Genomic DNA, 15,848 nt, shown 5'->3' with positions numbered 1-15,848 from the left:
ATTAGCTCAAGGGCCTGAAGCCGACGCGCTCGGCGTCAGCGGAAGTCCTGAACCACACTTCGGCGACCATGCGTGGGAACTGTGGCGATTCCTCGGTGCAGTACCGCAACGCCGTGACGCTGGCCTTGACCGTGAAGGCGTCCGACGGGCGGCCGCCGCCGGGGCGGGGCATGGCGGAGCCGGGGCCGAAGGGGCCGGGCGGCACGGAGTCCTCGCCGGTGTCGCGGGCCGGGGGTGGTTCCGGGGCGGCCATGGCGGCGACCTGGTTGGGCTGCACCGACGGCTCGAACAGCGAACCGCTGTGCGCGCCCGTGAGGTCCGGCTCGCGGCGTTCGACCGGGCGCATCGACGGCTGGATCGGCCGCGGCGGGTCGAAGCCGCCGCGCGGGGATTCGCGGGGCTGGCGCTTGGGCAGGCCGCCGGACTCCAGGGGTTCCTCTGTGGACTCTTCGGGCTCGTCGACTGCGGCCGCGGGCTGCGCCATGGCCGGCGTCAGGTGCTCAGTGGACTCCGGCTCGTCGAGGTAGTCGCCGCCCGGCGCGTCCTCGAACGGCGAGCGCTCCGGCAGTTCCTTCGAGAACCAGTCCGATTCGGACTGATCCGCCGCGGGCGCGGGCTGGAACAGCGACACCGGCTCGTCGGGCACGACGGGCGGGTCCAGGCGGCTCTCGAACGACGACGTGGTCTCGAACGGTTCGAGCTTGCTCTCGAACGGTTCCACCGCACGGTGGTAGCCGCTGCCGTGGTCCTCGTCCTCGAGTTCTACCGCGTGGTGGTACCCGCTGTCCGGCTCGCGCGAGACCGGGCTGAGGTACTCCGTCGCGGCCGCGCGGTAAACGTCGCCACTGTCCACGGAGGACGCCAGGGCCGGCTCGTCCGCTTCGGGCGAAGCGCCCGGCTCCGGCGCGGTGCGGTATTCGGCGTCGTACTCCGCCTCCGGGTCGAACCCGGCGGGCGGCGCCGCGGCGATCAGCTCGGTCGGCGCGTGCTCGCGCTCGTCGCGCGTCCACGCCGGCTCGCTGTCCGGCTCCGCGAGATCGGACGTGAACCCCAGCGGTTCCGAAGCCACGGGCGCGTCGACCGGCGGCAGCACCGACGTCCGGCCCGACGCGGCGGCCAGCGCGGCCGCATTGGCCGGGGTGCGCGCGTTCTCGGCGTGCGCCGACGCCAGCGCGTCTTCCAGCTCACGAATGCGCTTGCGCGCCGGCAACACGAGGACCAACCAGGCCACGAGCGCGCCGACGAAGAACGCCAGCAGGCTCCACAGCCAGACTTGTCCGAAAATGGACATCTTCTCTGCCCCTTTTAATGCGTCCGCGCGACCAGGTAGTCGGCCACCGATTCGCAAGCGTCTCGCGCAGGGGAAGCGGGCAGCGCTGCGAGCTCGGCACGTGCCCGGGAAGCGTAGTCGGAAAGGGTGACGCGCGCGCGTTCGAGTCCACTCGAGCGGCGCAGCAGCTCGAGGGCCTCGGCGACCACCTCGTCCTCGGCGATCGGGCCGGCCAGCAGCTCCACGAGCCGCGGGTCGGTGTCCGGGTCGGCCAGCGCGTAGAGCATGGGCAACGTGCGCACGCCTTCGCGCAGGTCCGTGCCCTGCGCCTTGCCGAGCTCGTCGGACGGCGACGCGATGTCGATGATGTCGTCGGAGATCTGGAACGCCGTGCCGATGATGTCGCCGAACCGGCGCAGCGCCTGGATGTACTCCTCGGGGGCGCCGGACATCATGCCGCCGAAGCGCCCCGACGTCGCGATCAGCGAGCCGGTCTTCTGCGCGATGACGGTGAGGTAGTGCTCCACGGGGTCGTCGCCGGGGCCGGGGCCGACCGTCTCGCGCATCTGGCCGGTCACGAGCTCGCCGAACGTCTCGGCGATGATCCGCGCCGCGTCCGTGCCGAGGTCGGCCACCAGGCGCGAGGCGTGGGCGAAGAGGAAGTCGCCGGTCAGGATCGCGACGGTGTTGTCCCAGCGCGCGTTCACGCTCTCCGCGCCGCGCCGCATGGTCGCTTCGTCCATCACGTCGTCGTGGTACAGCGTCGCCAGGTGCACCAGCTCCACCGCGGCGGCCGCGATGAGCACATGGTCACCCTGGCGCGGCCCGAACTGCGCCGACAGCAGCGTGAACAGGGGACGAAAACGTTTGCCCCCCGCCTCGACCAGGTGCAACGCCGCGTCGTGCACCGCCTGCACATCGCTCTTCACGACGTCCCGCAGCATCGCCTCGACGTCCGCCAGCCCGCCGGCGATCGCCCTCAGCAGCTTCTCGTCCTCGATCTGCAGCCCGACGGTCGCGCGCAGGTCCTCGACAGCGCCATCCCGTGCAGCGGCGGCTCCCGCCCCCGGGGGTGGTGAAGACACAGACACGTCGGCTCCGCTCTCTCATGCGCCGGTCGGGTTATCCGGCTTTCAGAGTAGTGGCTACCCCTGGTACGCCGTTTACCCGCTGTCCAGGGGAAACGGTGACGAACATGACACCGGAGGGCGTACCGTAACTGAGAGTGAGAGCAGTTCTGCTGCGGGCGCCGGGAAGGGTCCCCACGCCCGCAGCCACGCGTTCAGTCAGTCCATCGCTTCCGCTGGTAGTCGACCAGGTCATCTCCGAACAGCTCATGGGTCGAGTTGTTGATGCGGACGAAGAACTGCGGCTTCTTGTCACCCTTGGCCGGTGTGGCGAACTGCGGTTTCGCGCCGGGCGCGATCTCGATGCGCGCCACGGTCCGCCCGTCCAGCGTCCCCATCCGGAGATCAAGCCCAGCAGCGGCGACCTTGCCGAGCCGAGCGTTGACGAGCTCGGTGAGCCACAGCTCCCAACCGTCCAGGTTCTTCTTGCCCAACGTCGGGAAGTCCGCTTCGATCCCGACGACCGCACCCTTGTCCTCGACCCCGACGAGCAACGTGCCGCCGTAGGCGTTCATGAACCCGGCGATCGTCTTGACGATCACCCACTCCATCGCGTCGTCCTTTTCACCGGTCTTGAGGTTCTTCCGACCGGTTGACTTGAATTCAACGACTTTGCTCTCGCCCGCCTCGATCACCGCGCGGATGTCGGCGGCGAGCCGCGCCGGATCCTTCCGGACGTCGACGAACGGGCTCTCCGCCCTGTCAGCTGCGCGGTTCACGGGCTTGCCCATCGCTTCTTCGATCTGCTTGAGCAACCGCTCGAAGCGGGCGTTGAAGAACGACGGGAAATCGTCGCTGCGCAGCGCGACGGTGTCGATGTCGTGCGACCGCAGGATCCCGTCGAGATCGGCCACTTCGATGCCCTCGGACGATTCCATCCGGACGAGATAGGTGCTGGGGGCGTTGCGGCCCATCCGCCGGCTGGTCCGCGCGTCGATGGCGGTCTTGTTGACCACGCTGTCGGCGATGTCACCCTCGATTTGGTTCTCCGCGCACCACTTCTTCGGGAACACGTGGCGGATGTCGATCGCATCTTCGATGTACGTGTGTGCGTCGATCGGCTCACCCGTGCGGAAGCCGCGACCTCCGCGTTTCATCAACAGGGCGTAGATGCCCTTGTATGCAGCACTGTTGCGGGTCCGCAGGGTGAGCAACCGGCTGGCTTGGAACTGCGCCTCGCGAATCGTGCGAGGCTCTTCGCCGCCGTTGATCCATGCAACGACGTCTTGAACATCGTTGGCGAAACGAGTCTCGGTCGAGCCCCCGTACATCTCCCCCAAGACGCCGCACCAGTACCACTGCTGCAGCCGGCGCCGCGCGTCCCAGCTGTCGGCCCGATCCCCGAGTAGCACGAACAGTGCGGTGAGGGGAACGAGCTGAGTCGCGTACGGCAAGTCGTTCGAGCGGTACACGTGCTCGCCGTGAAGGAACCCGACAACCCGATCCAACGCCTTGGCCGCGTCGTCGGCCCACCTCTTGTAGTCGGCCAACTCGAGTCGGAGCATGTCCCGACGTTTGCAAGAGACTGCCGGTGCTTTGTCGTCGCCCAGCCCCTCCGCGAGATGCCGCTGCCGCCTGTCGTAGGTGGCCAGCAACGTCAGGATCTGGAGAAAGTCCGTGGCCTCGAAGCCGGTCAGGAGCCGCTGCTCTGCCAGCCGTTCCTGCTGTTTGTCCCAGTCGTCGCGCAGGTTGAAGTCGTCAGCGGCATATGTCGCGGTGAGCAGCTCGAACACCGTCAGGGAAACACCGCCGGTGTTGACGTTCTCGAAGACCTGGCAGACGGCTTCCTTCGGCGTCGACCTCACGAGTGCGATCGTGGGCACCTGGTACTGAACGAACGGATTGATGACGGTCGCGGTGAAGGCGGTCCAGACCTGGATCCGCTCCGCCTGCGTTCCGGGTCCGCGCTCCAGGTACGCGAGCTGCCAGTTCATCGTCTCGGTGTAGTCGAGGACGATCGAGAGCGGGAACATCTCGGCTTCGATCTGAGCGTCGAGAGTCGAGACGTCGAGGATCGTCTCGCCACGGAACGTCCTCCGCAGTCCGTCTCCCGGCACGCTGACGATGGCGTCCTCGCGATCGGCGTTCGGATTGATGCAAGCCCTGATGTTGGCGAAGTAGCTGCGCGACATCGGGTTGTTCCGCGAGTCCTTCGTCGCCACCGGCTGCCCTGAGCGAAGCGCGAGGTACAGCGAGGTGATCCTCTGCTGACCGTCGAGGAGTAAGAACTCGGGTTCAGTCGGTGATGAGAGCTCGATCCCCTCGAGCGGCCTCGGACGAAACCGCACATCCGGATTCCCCGTCTGCAGGGTCATCACCGCACCGATCGGGTACGAGACCGAGAGCGATGCCAGCAACCGCGAAATCCGGCTGTCGTCCCAGACCCAGCCGCGCTGGAAGTCAGGCAGCTGGAGCACGCCCGATTTCGCCTGGTCCAGCAGCTGCGCTAACGGAACCTCATCGCTGGTGAATTTCTTCTCCACTACGACCCCTCTGAGAGCTTTCGGCGACCGCCGCACGGAAGTCGTGTTCGCAGTCGTAGCCGTTACGGAAACCGACTCCGGACCCCGAACGGGTTGATCCCCCGGCACGGACGAGTGATCAACGCCCGGCAGCGCAACGGGCGAAACGGGCGCGCGGATATTCACTCAGTGGGAGTTCGCCGGCGCGGTCCGTGCGGCTTGAGTGCAGGGAGGTCAGGACATGCTGAAGAACGTGAAGACGGGGCTCGTCGCGGCGGTGGTGATGGCGGGGAGCGTGGTGGCCGGAGGCGTCGCCCACGCGGAGACACCCGCGGGCGTGGCCGATCTCGGTGAAGCGAGCTTCACCAAGGGCTCGACGACGGTGACGGTGCCGACGCTGGCGCCGTGCGCGGTGGAGGGGCCGACGAGCGCGTCGGCGGGCTCGCTGAGCAAGACGGGCCTGAGCTGGGGCGGCGGCACTTCGTCCTGCACGACGACGGTGGTCGATCCCGACAACGACACCACCAGCACCAAGTCGACGGCCACCGGCAAGAACTTCGAGCTCTCGGCCCTGGTCAGCGCCGGCGGCCCGCGCATCCGGCTGTCGAGCTACACCGTCACGTGCGACGCCGTGCAGCGCCAGACCAGCGCCAACTGGACGTTCAGCGGCCTGGCCGGCATCACCGGCCTGCCCTCGCCCGTGCCGTCGGGCTACACGAAGCCGATCACGAAGTCGAACGGCACCGTGCTCGCCAACGCGGTGTTCAACACCCAGACCCTTCCTGGCGACGGCAGCATCAGCTTGACCATGCTGCGCATCGACTTCCTGCCCGCTTCGGGCATCTCCGGCAGCGTGACCGTGGGCCGCACGGCCTGCTCCCCCACGCCGTAATTTGGCCCCGGCTCCGCGGCGCTAAGCCAGCAGTTCAGCGCGCAGGTCGGCGTCGCGGAGCAGGTCGAGCAGGGACGCGTCCGAGAAGATCCGTGGCGCGCCCGGCAGCAGGGCCTGGCGGAGCATGGCGTGCAGGACGTCGGCGTGGGGCTGGTCGCGCAGGGTCCAGATGGCGCGGCGGCGGGTGTCGGCGTCGCCGTTCCACCAGTGGAACACCAGGGCCGCCACCTGGTCCACGGCGGCGGCGCGGCCGCGTTCCAGGAGGGGCCGGTTCAGGCCGCACACCTCGATCGTCGCGCGGCCCTTGTCCGTCAGAGCGCGATAGGTGCCGATGGACAGCACCAGGAACAGGTGGTCGAGCGGGTCCTCGGCGGTCGGGTCGATGAGCAGCGGCCGGCCGACGTCGTCCACCGGAAAGCGGTCGCGTTTGTGGTGGCTGTTGCAGTACTCGCACGCCAGCAGGTGGTTGAGCCAGTCGAACGCCCGCCGCGGCGCACGCGCCACCGGTTCGAAGTGGTCCACAGTGGACCCGAGGCCGTCGCCGCAGTACATGCAGTAGCCGCGGCCCGAGGCCATCGCGGCGAGATGCGTGCGGATCGAGCGGCGGGCGCCGCGGGCGGAAGTCCACAAGCGACGTGCGGTTTTGCTGTCGCCAGAAGGAATCCGCGAGGTGAGCCGCGCGAGCTCGAGAGCAACCACGGCGGGCAGCGCCACCCGGCGCAGCGCGATCACCGTTCGTCGAAGTGGCGCGTGACGTCGTCGACGCGGCTGGGCGGTGAGCTGCTCAAGCGGTCACGCAGCTGCTCCCACTCGCGCACGCCATCGGCGTCCGCCTGGCCGCTCGCCACGAGCATCTCCAGCTCGGCGAGGTGCTCCCGCAACTCCACGGCCCGCGGCGAGTACGGGGTATCGAGCCCGAACAGATCCGACAGCACCGCGTCATCACCGCTGCCGTAGACCACACGCTGGTACAGCTCGTCCGACACCACTCGCGGCGGCTCCTGCTCGTCGGGCCCCGGCAGGCGGATCAGGCCACCGGGATCGGCGGCCTGGCAGACATACGGGCTGTGCGTGCTCACCACGAACTGGATCCCCGGGAAATGCGCCTTCAGCCACGGCCCGATGCGCTTCTGCCACGACACGTGCAGGTGCGCGTCGACCTCGTCGATCAGCACCACGCCCGACGCGTCGACCCCCAGGCCCGCGTCCGCCAGCTGCCGCACCAGGTCCACGACCAGCGCCGTGACCGTGCGGTACCCGTCGCTCATCTCGCGCAGTGGGAAGCGTTCGCCGCGGTAGGACACCCACAGGCCGTCGGAGTCGACGTCGCGCACGCGGTAGCCGTCGGGCAGCAGGCCGTCGCCCAGCAGCGTCAGCACCGAGTCCTTCAGCTCCCGCGCACCCGCTTTGCCTTCCAGCGCCCGCAGGTGCTGGTTGATCAGCCACGCCACGCCCTCGGCCAGCGAAGCGTCCTCGCTGAACAGGCTCGCCACCCGCGCGAACTCGCCGCGCATCAGCGACTGCGCCTCGGGCGCGCCCCCGGCCAGCCGCCGGAACGGGCCGTAGCCGGCACAGAACGCGGGCCCCTCGCCCACCACCTCGACGTCGATGGAGCTGCCCTCGGCGACCAGGCTCTCGGCGAACGGCGGCTGCACGAGGGCCTGCGCCAGCGCCCGCAGGAACGTCGTCTTGCCCGACCCGTTGCGCCCGGCCAGCACGGTCCAGCCCGGCCCCGGCAGCTTCAGGTCCACCGTGCGGGCACCACGGAACCCCAGGACGTCCGTGATCCGCACCCGCTCGATGTGCATGGTGAAAAGCTTATCTGTGTTTTTGGCGTCGGCTCCGCCGACGCGTGCGAGATCGCCTTTGAGCCGGCTCCTTCGCTCCTGATGTGGTCGGCCCGGGGGCCGACCACATCAGGAGCGAAGAAACCGGCGCGATCTCGCCCAGTGGTTCAGAAACCCTACGAAGCGAATCCGCCCGAACTGGCCCACGAGAGGGCGAACGAGGGCACCAGGCCCAGCACCAGCGTCACCACCACACCGAGCGTGATGGCCGCCGTGGTGAAGCCGCCCGGGATGGCGACGGTCGGGCCGTCGGCCGCCGGCTCGGAGAAGTACATCAGCACGATCACCCGCAGGTAGAAGAACGCGGCCACCGCGCTGAACACCAGCGCGATCACCACCAGCGGGGCCATGCCGTCGGACAGGGCCGCGGAGAACACCACGAACTTGCCCACGAACCCACTGGTCAACGGGATACCGGCCAACGCCAGCAGCAAGAACGTGAACACCCCGGCCAGCACCGGCGAGCGTTTCGCCAGCCCCGCCCAGGCCGACAGGTGCGTGGCCTCACCGCTGGAGTCGCGGACCAGGCTGATCACGCCGAACGCGGCGAGCGTGGTGAAGCCGTAGGCGAGCAGGTAGAACAGCGTGCTCGACAGGCCGTCCTCGGTCATCGCGATGGCGCCGACGAGCAGGAAACCCGCGTGGGCGATCGAGGAGTACGCGATCATGCGCTTCACGTCAGTCTGCGTGAGGCCGAGGATCGCGCCGATCGCCATCGAGATGATCGCCACGGCCCACAGCACCCCGCGCCACTCCCAGCTCGTGGAAGAGAAGGCGACCGACAGCACGCGCAGGATGGCGCCGAACGCGGCGACCTTCGTGCACGCCGCCATGAAGGCCGTGACCGGAGTCGGCGCGCCCTGGTAGACGTCCGGCGTCCAGGTGTGGAACGGGCCGACCGAGCCCTTGAACAGCAGACCCACCACGAGCAGGCCGAGGCCCGCGAACAGCAGCGTGTCGGAGCGGTCCGAGCCGGCCGCGGCGTTGGCGATGTCGGCGAGCTTCACGGAGTTCGCGTAGCCGTAGAGCAGCGCGAGGCCGTAGAGGAAAAAGGCCGAGGAGAACGCGCCGAGCAGGAAGTACTTGACCGCCGACTCCTGCGAGATGAGCCGGCGCCGCCGGGCCAGGCCGCACATGAGGTACAGCGGGAGGCTCAGCACCTCGAGCGCGATGAACATCGTCAGCAGGTCGTTGGCCGCGGTGAAGGCCATCATGCCGCCGAGTGCGAAGAGCGTGAGCGGGAAGACCTCGGTCTGCGACGTCACCGTCCCGACCGCCTGCGCCCGGTCCTGCACGGTGCCGGGACTGATCGCGGCCTGCGCCACGAACGCGCCGCCGGGCTCCACCTTGCGGTCGGCGATGAGGAACACCGCGCCGAGCCCCAGCAGGAGCAGCGTGCCCCACAGGAACAGCGACGGGCGGTCCACCGAGATCGCGCCGGCGAACGTGGTCACGCCCGCCTTCGGCGCCGTCTTGGTGGCGTACATGATCAGCGAGACCCCGGACGCGAGGATCGCGATCACGGTCACGAAGACCTGCGCGTACCAGCGGGAGGCCTTCGGCGCGAACGCCTCCACCAGCACGCTGACGCACGCGACGCCGAAGATGATCAGCAACGGCAGCACGGCCGCGTAGTCGACCGAAGGTGTCGCCACCTGGGTCGACGGAGCCTGGGAGAGAACAGGCTCAATGAGACTGTCGAGCACGGTTTACTTGCCTCCCTGCACGGCAGACAGCGTCGCCTGCACCGACGGGGTGATCGTGTCGAGCACCGGCTTGGGGTAGAAACCCAGACCGATGATCAGGATGACCATCGGGGCCAGGATCGCGATCTCCCGCCCGCCGAGGTCCTTGATGGCCTTCTTGGCCCCGAGCTCCGGCGCGATCGCCGTGCCCGGGCCGCCGCCCACGCCGATGAGCGCGTCTCCGCGCACCGGGCCCTGCATGATCCGCTGGTAGAGCCACAGCACGTAGGCCGCGGCGAGCACCATGCCGACCGTCGCGATGATCGTGTACACCGGCTGGGTCACGAACGAGCCGATGAGCACCAGGAACTCGCTCACGAACGAGTTGGTGCCCGGCAGCGACAGCGCCGAAAGGCCGGCGATCAGCAGCATCCCGCCGAGCAGCGGGGTCACCTTCGCCATGCCGCCGTAGTCGGAGATCCGCGTGGACCCGCCGCGCATCACGATCAGGCCGACCACCACGATGAGCATCCCGGTCGACAGGCTGTGGTTCAGCATGTACGAGACCGAGCCGATCATCGCCTGCTCGTTGAAGGCGAAGATGCCCAGCGAGATGAAGCCGAAGTGGGCGATCGAGACGTAGGCGATGAACCGCTTCATGTCGCTCTGCCCGGCCGCGAGGATCGAGCCGTAGATCACGCCGATCACCGAGAGCACCAGCACCAGTGGCGCCAGCGCCTTGCTCGCCTCGGGGAACATCGGCAGGCAGTAGCGCAGGAAGCCGAACGTGCCGACCTTGTCCAGCACACCCACCAGCAGCACCGCGACGCCGATCGGGGCCTGGCCCGCGGCGTCCGGGAGCCAGGTGTGGAACGGCACCAGTGGCGCCTTGATCGCGAAGGCGAGGAAGAAGCCGAGGAACAGCCAGATCTGCGTGCCCGTCGGCGCGTCGCGCACGACCGTGACCAGCGTGGCCCAGTCGAACGTGCCGTGGCCCAGCTTGTCGGCCGCCAGCGAGTACGCGCCGATCGCCGAGGCCAGCATGATCAGGCCGCCGAGGAACGAGTACAGGAAGAACTTCACGGCCGCGTACTGCCGGTTCGCGCCGCCGTAGCCGCCGATCAGGAAGTACATCGGGATCAGCATGATCTCGAACAGCACGTAGAAGAGGAACACGTCGGTCGCCGCGAAGACGCCGATCGTGATCGCCTCCTGCAGCAGGATCAGCGACAGGAACCCGCCGGCGCTGCGGCCGGCCGGGAGCTTGTCGGTGAGCCCGAGCGCGCCCACGACGATCGGCACCAGCAGGGCGATCACCGCGATCATGATCAGCGAGATGCCGTCGGTGCCGAACGAGATGTGGATGCCGAAGGTGGGGATCCAGTCCATCGAGGTGGCCTGCTGGATCCTCGCTCCCGAAGGCGAGTAGCTCGCCCAGAACGGGATGATCAGCAGGAACTCCACAATGGACACGACGAGCGCGGTCGCGATCGCGGCCCGGTCGTTCCCCTTGAGGAACGCCAGCACCAGCGAGCCGACCAGCGGCAACAGGATGAGCGCCAGGAGCCAAGTCATGTCAGGAGAACCTCACCAGCAGAAGGGCCGCCAGAAGCAGGAACGTGCCGCCGAGCATGGACAGCGCGTACGACCGGACGAAACCGGTCTGCAGCCGCCTGAGCCGGCCGGACCCGCCGCCGAGGGCCGCGGCGAGGCCGTTGACCGCCCCGTCGACCCCGCGGTTGTCGACGTACACCAGCGCCCGCGCGAGCCAGGTGCCCGGACGGGCGACCAGCGTCTCGTTGAGGGCGTTGCCGTACAGGTCGTTGCGAGCCGCCCGGACGACCCAGGAGACGCGCTGCGGGCGCTCGACCGGGATGTCCCGGCCGGGGCGGAAGATCCAGACCGCGAGCAGTGCGCCGATCAGCGCGAGCGCGAGGGTCAGCCACGGGATCGCGGCGGCGGAGATCGGGGCGTGCTCGGCTTCGTGGTACGCGCCGACGGTCGGGGCCAGCCAGTTTTCGAACCGGTCGCCGATGGCGAAGAACGCACCGGAGCCGACCGAGCCGATTGCCAGGATCGCCATCGGGATCCACATGATCGGCTTGGACTCGTGCGGGTGGAAGTCGCGGCCGTCGGAGCTCTTGATCTCCTTCCAGCGCGACTTGCCGAAGAAGGTCATCATCATCAGGCGCGTCATGTAGAACGCGGTGAGCCCGGCGCCGATGATGCCCGCGAGGCCGAAGACCCAGCCGCGCCAGCCTTCCTGGCCGAACGCCGCCTCGATGATCGCGTCCTTCGTGTAGTAGCCCGCGAGGAACGGGAACCCGATCAGCGCGAGGTAACCGAGGCCGAAGGTGACGAAGGTGATCGGCATCTTCTTGGCCAGGCCGCCGAACTTGCGCATGTCGACCTCGTCGTTCATGCCGTGCATGACCGAACCGGCCCCGAGGAACAGCCCGGCCTTGAAGAAGCCGTGGGCCACGAGGTGCATGATGCCCAGCGCGTAGATGCCCGGCCCGAGGCCGACCGCCAGCATCATGTAGCCGATCTGGCTGACGGTGGAGTAGGCGAGCACCTTCTTGATGTCGTCGTAGGCACAGCCGACGATGCACCCGATCAGCAGCGTGACCGCGCCGACGAGCGTGACCACCAGCCGGCCGTCCGGCGTCGCGGAGAAGATCACGTTGGAGCGGGCGACCAGGTAGACGCCGGCGGTGACCATCGTTGCCGCGTGGATCAGGGCCGAGACCGGGGTCGGGCCCTCCATCGCGTCGGGCAACCAGGCCTGCAGCGGGAACTGGCCCGACTTACCGCAGGCGCCCAGCAGCAGCAGGATCGCGATCGCGGTGATCGCGGCCGGCGGGATCTGGCCGTTGGTCAGGCCGTCGAAGACCTGGGTGTAGCCGGTGGAGCCCGTGTACTTGAACATCAGGAAGATCGCCAGCGCGAGCCCGACGTCACCGACGCGGTTCATCAGGAACGCCTTCTTCGCGGCCGTGGCCGCGGACGGGCGGTTCTGGTACCAGCCGATGAGCAGGTAGGACGCGAGACCCACGCCTTCCCAGCCGAGGTACAGCGTCACGAAGCTGTTGCCCAGCACCAGGATCAGCATCGAGGCGACGAAGAGGTTCAGGTACGCGAAGAAGCGGTACCGGCCCTCGTCGTCGGCCATGTAGCCGATCGAGTAGAAGTGGATCAGCATGCCGACGCCGGTGATCAGCAGGACGAACGTCAGCGACAGCGCGTCGATGCGCAGCCCGAAGTCCACCTGCAGCTGACCCGCGGGGATCCACGAGTACAGGTTGACGTTCTCGGTCGCGTTGCCCGCCGTCGAGAAGAACAGGATCACGGCGTAGACGAAAGCCAGGACGACGGTGGCGGTGCCGAGCAGGTGCCCCCAGGCCTTCGCCCGTTTCCCGGCGAGCAGGAGGATCAGGGCTCCGAGGGCCGGAAGGGCCACCAGCAGCCACGATGATGCGGTCACACTAGCCCTCTCAGTACTTCAGCAGGTTGGTGTCGTCGACCGAGGCCGAGCGCCGGGTGCGGAAGATCGACATGATGATCGCCAGGCCGACCACGACTTCGGCGGCGGCCACCACCATCACGAAGAACGCCATCACCTGACCGTCGAGCCCGCCGTTGATGCGGGCGAACGTGACCAGGCTGAGGTTCACCGCGTTGAGCATCAGCTCGACGCACATGAACACGACGATCGCGTTGCGGCGGACCAGGACGCCCACGGCGCCGATGGAAAACAGCAACGCCGACAACAGCAGGTAGTAGCTCGGGGTCACTTTCCTTCCCCTTCTTCGTCGGTGCCCGCGGCAACGCTGTCGCCGCCGACCAGCGCGTGGGCGTCGGGCTTGGGGCCCTCGTCGGCGATGAGCTTGCGCTCGCGCATGAGCTGCAGCGCCGAGGTGGACTCGATGATCGCCGAGAGCGACTCCGGCGCGATCGAGCCGTCGGGCAGCAGGGCCGGTACCGCGACCGAGTTGGCCGTGGCGAACACGCCCGGGCCGGGCAGCGGCGACGGGCGGTCATGCTCGCCGCGGAAGCGCAGCTTCACGAGCTCGCGCTGCGGGAGCTTGCCACCCTTCTTGTGGCGGTCGGTGAACGCCAGCACCATCGCGCCGAGCGCGGCGGTGATGAGCAGCGCCGACGTGAGCTCGAACGGGAAGAGGTACTGCGTGAAGATGATCCGCCCGAGGCCGCCCGCGCCACCGCCGTTGGCGGCGTACGGGTCGAGCGACGGCGCCGGGGTCACGTTCACCATCGAGCGGAAGACGCCGGCGGCGATCAGCGCGGCGAGCCCGATGCCGAGGATCGTCGCGGCGAACCGCTGTCCGCGCAGGACCTCGACCACGGAGTCGGAGCTCTCGCGGCCGACCAGCATCAGCACGAACAGGAACAGCATCATGATCGCGCCGGTGTAGACGATGATCTGCGTGAACCCGAGGAACGGCGCCGACTGCGTCATGTAGAGCGCGCCCAGGCTCAGCATCGTGAGCACCAGCCACAGGGCCGAGTGCACGGCGTTGCGCGAGAAGATCATCCCGAGCGCGCCGAGCAGCGACAGCGGGCCGAGGATCCAGAACGCGATCGCCTCGCCCACCGACACCGAGGTCGACGCGGGGGGCGGCGCCTGCGCCAGAAGGGCCGTGATCATTGCTGGGCCTCCTGCTGCTGCGCCTTGGCCGCTGTGCCTGATGAGCTCTCAGCTGAGAAGCGTGCTTCGAGCTCGGGACCGTTGACGTAGTAGTCCTGCTCGTTGTCGCCGAGGCGCATCGGGTGCGGCGGCTGCTCCATGCCGGGCAGCAGCGGCGCGAGCAGGTCTTCCTTGGTGTAGATGAGCCGCTGGCGGTCGTCGTCGGCGAGCTCGTAGAAGTTGATCATCGTCAGGGACCGCGTGGGGCAGGCCTCGATGCACAACCCGCAGCCGATGCAGCGCAGGTAGTTGATCTGGTAGTCCGCGCCGTACCGCTCACCCGGGGAGAAACGCGCTTCCTCGGTGTTGTTGCCGCCCTCGACGAAGATCGCGTCGGCCGGGCAGGCCCAGGCGCACAGCTCGCAGCCGACGCACTTCTCGAGCCCGTCCGGGTGGCGGTTGAGCTGGTGGCGGCCGTGGTACCGCGGCGCGGCCGGGGCGCCGGCCTCCGGGTACTCCTCGGTGGCGACCTTCTTGAACATCATCGCGAAGGTGACGCCGAAACCCTTGATGGGATTCAGGAAGTCAGTTGCCGCCATCTTCTGCCCCTTCCTGTGCTGCGGTGCCGACGGCCGCCGGCTTGCGCCGGGCCGCCCTCGCCTCCGCCTTGGCCAGCGCCTTCTGGCGCGGAGTGCTCTCGGGGACCTTCAGGTCCAGCGGCGGCACGGGGAACCCGCCGCCCGTGAGGTCGACGTAGTCGCCTTCCGGCAGCTTCTTGTTCGGCACCGCCAGGCTGATCAGCACGAGCACCACCAGCACGATGCCCACGCCGACGAGGATCTGCGGCCAGCTCCACTGGATGGTCTTGATCGCGACCACCACGAGGATCCAGACCAGGTTGATCGGCACCAGGACCTTCCAGCCCAGGCGCATGAACTGGTCGTAGCGCAGCCGCGGCAGCGTGCCGCGCAGCCAGATGAAGCCGAACAGCAGGATGAACGTCTTCGCGAAGAACCAGAGCATCGGCCACCAGTTCTGGTTCAGCGGCGAGTCGTCGCCGACGAACGGGAACCGCCAGCCGCCCAGGAACAGCGTGGTGCAGAACGCCGAGACGATCACCATGTTCACGTACTCGGCGAGGAAGAACATCGCGAACTTCATCGAGCTGTACTCGGTGTGGAAGCCGCCGACCAGCTCCGACTCGGCCTCGGGGAGGTCGAACGGCGCGCGGTTCGTCTCGCCGACCATCGAGATCACGTAGATCACGAAGCTCGGGATGAGCATGTAGAAGTACCAGCCGTGGGCCTGCTGCTCCACGATCTCCGACGTCTGCAGCGACCCGGAGTAGAGGATCACCGCGACGATCGAGAGACCCATCGCGATCTCGTAGGAGATCACCTGCGCCGCCGAGCGGAGACCGCCGAGCAGCGGGTACGGCGAGCCCGAGGACCAGCCGGCGAGCACGATGCCGTACACGCCGATCGACGAGCACGCCAGGATCACCAGCACGCCGACGGGCAGGTCGACCAGCTGCAGCGTGGTCGTCTGGCCGAAGATCGACACGACCGGGCCGAACGGGATGGCCGAGAGCGCGATCAGCGCCGGGACCGCGGCGAGCACCGGTGCGAGGAAGTACACCTTGCGGTCGGCCGTGTCCGGGATGATCTGCTCCTTGAACGGGAGCTTGATCGCATCGGCCAGCGACTGCAGGTACCCACCGGGGCCCACGCGGTTGGGACCGGGCCGGTTCTGCATCCGGCCGACCGCCTTGCGCTCCCAGACGATCAGGAAGATCGTGAGGATCGGGCCGATGAGCAGGATGACCACGGCCTTGATGAGGACCAGCCACCACGGGTCGTCCGCGAGCAGGCGAGCGCGTTCTGCCGCGTCCGGCATCTGCGCCAGGAACGGCATGAGCTG

General features: G+C 68.4%; 13 protein-coding genes. 1 reads left to right on the top strand and 12 read right to left on the bottom strand.

Annotated features, from left to right (window positions below; genetic code table 11):
* Position 1: 1 nt before the first annotated feature.
* The 3 genes from ACQPXB_RS03460 to ACQPXB_RS03450 form a co-directional block, all read right to left on the bottom strand.
* Positions 2-1,291, bottom strand: a complete 1,290-nt coding sequence (locus ACQPXB_RS03460) for a sunset domain-containing protein (protein ID WP_432849410.1) — start codon at positions 1,289-1,291, stop codon at positions 2-4.
* Positions 1,292-1,305: 14 nt separating this feature from the next.
* The gene (locus ACQPXB_RS03455; protein WP_366589217.1) at positions 1,306-2,355 is read right to left on the bottom strand and encodes a polyprenyl synthetase family protein; all 1,050 of its coding nucleotides are present in this window, start codon (positions 2,353-2,355) and stop codon (positions 1,306-1,308) included.
* A gap of 197 nt (positions 2,356-2,552) precedes the next feature.
* Positions 2,553-4,880, bottom strand: coding sequence for a GmrSD restriction endonuclease domain-containing protein (locus tag ACQPXB_RS03450; RefSeq protein WP_432849408.1), 2,328 nt, complete (start codon positions 4,878-4,880; stop codon positions 2,553-2,555).
* Positions 4,881-5,100: 220 nt separating this feature from the next.
* On the opposite strand from ACQPXB_RS03450, the gene ACQPXB_RS03445 reads away from it, so the two are divergent.
* On the top strand, positions 5,101-5,751 hold the full coding sequence (locus ACQPXB_RS03445) for a hypothetical protein (protein WP_386946273.1): 651 nt from the start codon (positions 5,101-5,103) through the stop codon (positions 5,749-5,751).
* 21 nt (positions 5,752-5,772) lie between these two features.
* Here the strand turns inward: ACQPXB_RS03445 and ACQPXB_RS03440 are convergent, their stop codons facing one another.
* The 9 genes from ACQPXB_RS03440 to nuoH all read right to left on the bottom strand — a co-directional run bounded on the left by ACQPXB_RS03440 (position 5,773) and on the right by nuoH (position 15,842).
* Complete coding sequence (locus ACQPXB_RS03440) at positions 5,773-6,483, bottom strand: HNH endonuclease (RefSeq protein ID WP_366589165.1); 711 nt, start codon at positions 6,481-6,483, stop codon at positions 5,773-5,775.
* On the bottom strand, positions 6,480-7,559 hold the full coding sequence (locus ACQPXB_RS03435; protein ID WP_432849405.1) for an AAA family ATPase: 1,080 nt from the start codon (positions 7,557-7,559) through the stop codon (positions 6,480-6,482). The genes ACQPXB_RS03440 and ACQPXB_RS03435 overlap by 4 nt, the downstream gene beginning before the upstream one ends.
* Before the next feature lie 155 nt (positions 7,560-7,714).
* Positions 7,715-9,289 carry an NADH-quinone oxidoreductase subunit NuoN gene (gene nuoN, locus ACQPXB_RS03430; protein WP_432857269.1) on the bottom strand — a complete coding sequence of 525 codons (1,575 nt, stop codon included), beginning with the start codon at positions 9,287-9,289 and terminating at the stop codon, positions 7,715-7,717.
* Between the two features lie 18 nt (positions 9,290-9,307).
* Positions 9,308-10,858 carry an NADH-quinone oxidoreductase subunit M gene (locus tag ACQPXB_RS03425; protein ID WP_366589160.1) on the bottom strand — a complete coding sequence of 517 codons (1,551 nt, stop codon included), beginning with the start codon at positions 10,856-10,858 and terminating at the stop codon, positions 9,308-9,310.
* A gap of 1 nt (position 10,859) precedes the next feature.
* On the bottom strand, positions 10,860-12,767 hold the full coding sequence (nuoL, locus tag ACQPXB_RS03420) for an NADH-quinone oxidoreductase subunit L (protein ID WP_364045043.1): 1,908 nt from the start codon (positions 12,765-12,767) through the stop codon (positions 10,860-10,862).
* A gap of 10 nt (positions 12,768-12,777) precedes the next feature.
* Positions 12,778-13,077, bottom strand: coding sequence for an NADH-quinone oxidoreductase subunit NuoK (gene nuoK, locus ACQPXB_RS03415; RefSeq protein ID WP_360597685.1), 300 nt, complete (start codon positions 13,075-13,077; stop codon positions 12,778-12,780).
* Entirely contained in the window at positions 13,074-13,949 is an 876-nt protein-coding gene (locus tag ACQPXB_RS03410; RefSeq protein ID WP_386946267.1) for an NADH-quinone oxidoreductase subunit J, read from the bottom strand. Before ACQPXB_RS03410 ends, nuoK begins: the two co-directional genes overlap by 4 nt.
* Positions 13,946-14,527, bottom strand: a complete 582-nt coding sequence (gene nuoI / locus ACQPXB_RS03405) for an NADH-quinone oxidoreductase subunit NuoI (RefSeq protein ID WP_366589154.1) — start codon at positions 14,525-14,527, stop codon at positions 13,946-13,948. The genes ACQPXB_RS03410 and nuoI overlap by 4 nt, the downstream gene beginning before the upstream one ends.
* The gene (gene nuoH / locus ACQPXB_RS03400) at positions 14,514-15,842 is read right to left on the bottom strand and encodes an NADH-quinone oxidoreductase subunit NuoH (RefSeq protein ID WP_366589213.1); all 1,329 of its coding nucleotides are present in this window, start codon (positions 15,840-15,842) and stop codon (positions 14,514-14,516) included. Before nuoH ends, nuoI begins: the two co-directional genes overlap by 14 nt.
* Positions 15,843-15,848 lie beyond the last annotated feature (6 nt).

Origin of the sequence: Amycolatopsis sp. CA-161197, assembly GCF_050942255.1 — a bacterium.
In the GTDB taxonomy this organism is placed as follows: domain Bacteria; phylum Actinomycetota; class Actinomycetes; order Mycobacteriales; family Pseudonocardiaceae; genus Amycolatopsis.
The sequence above is the reverse complement of the archived record's forward strand: the minus strand, read 5'-3'. Positions and strand labels throughout refer to the sequence as shown.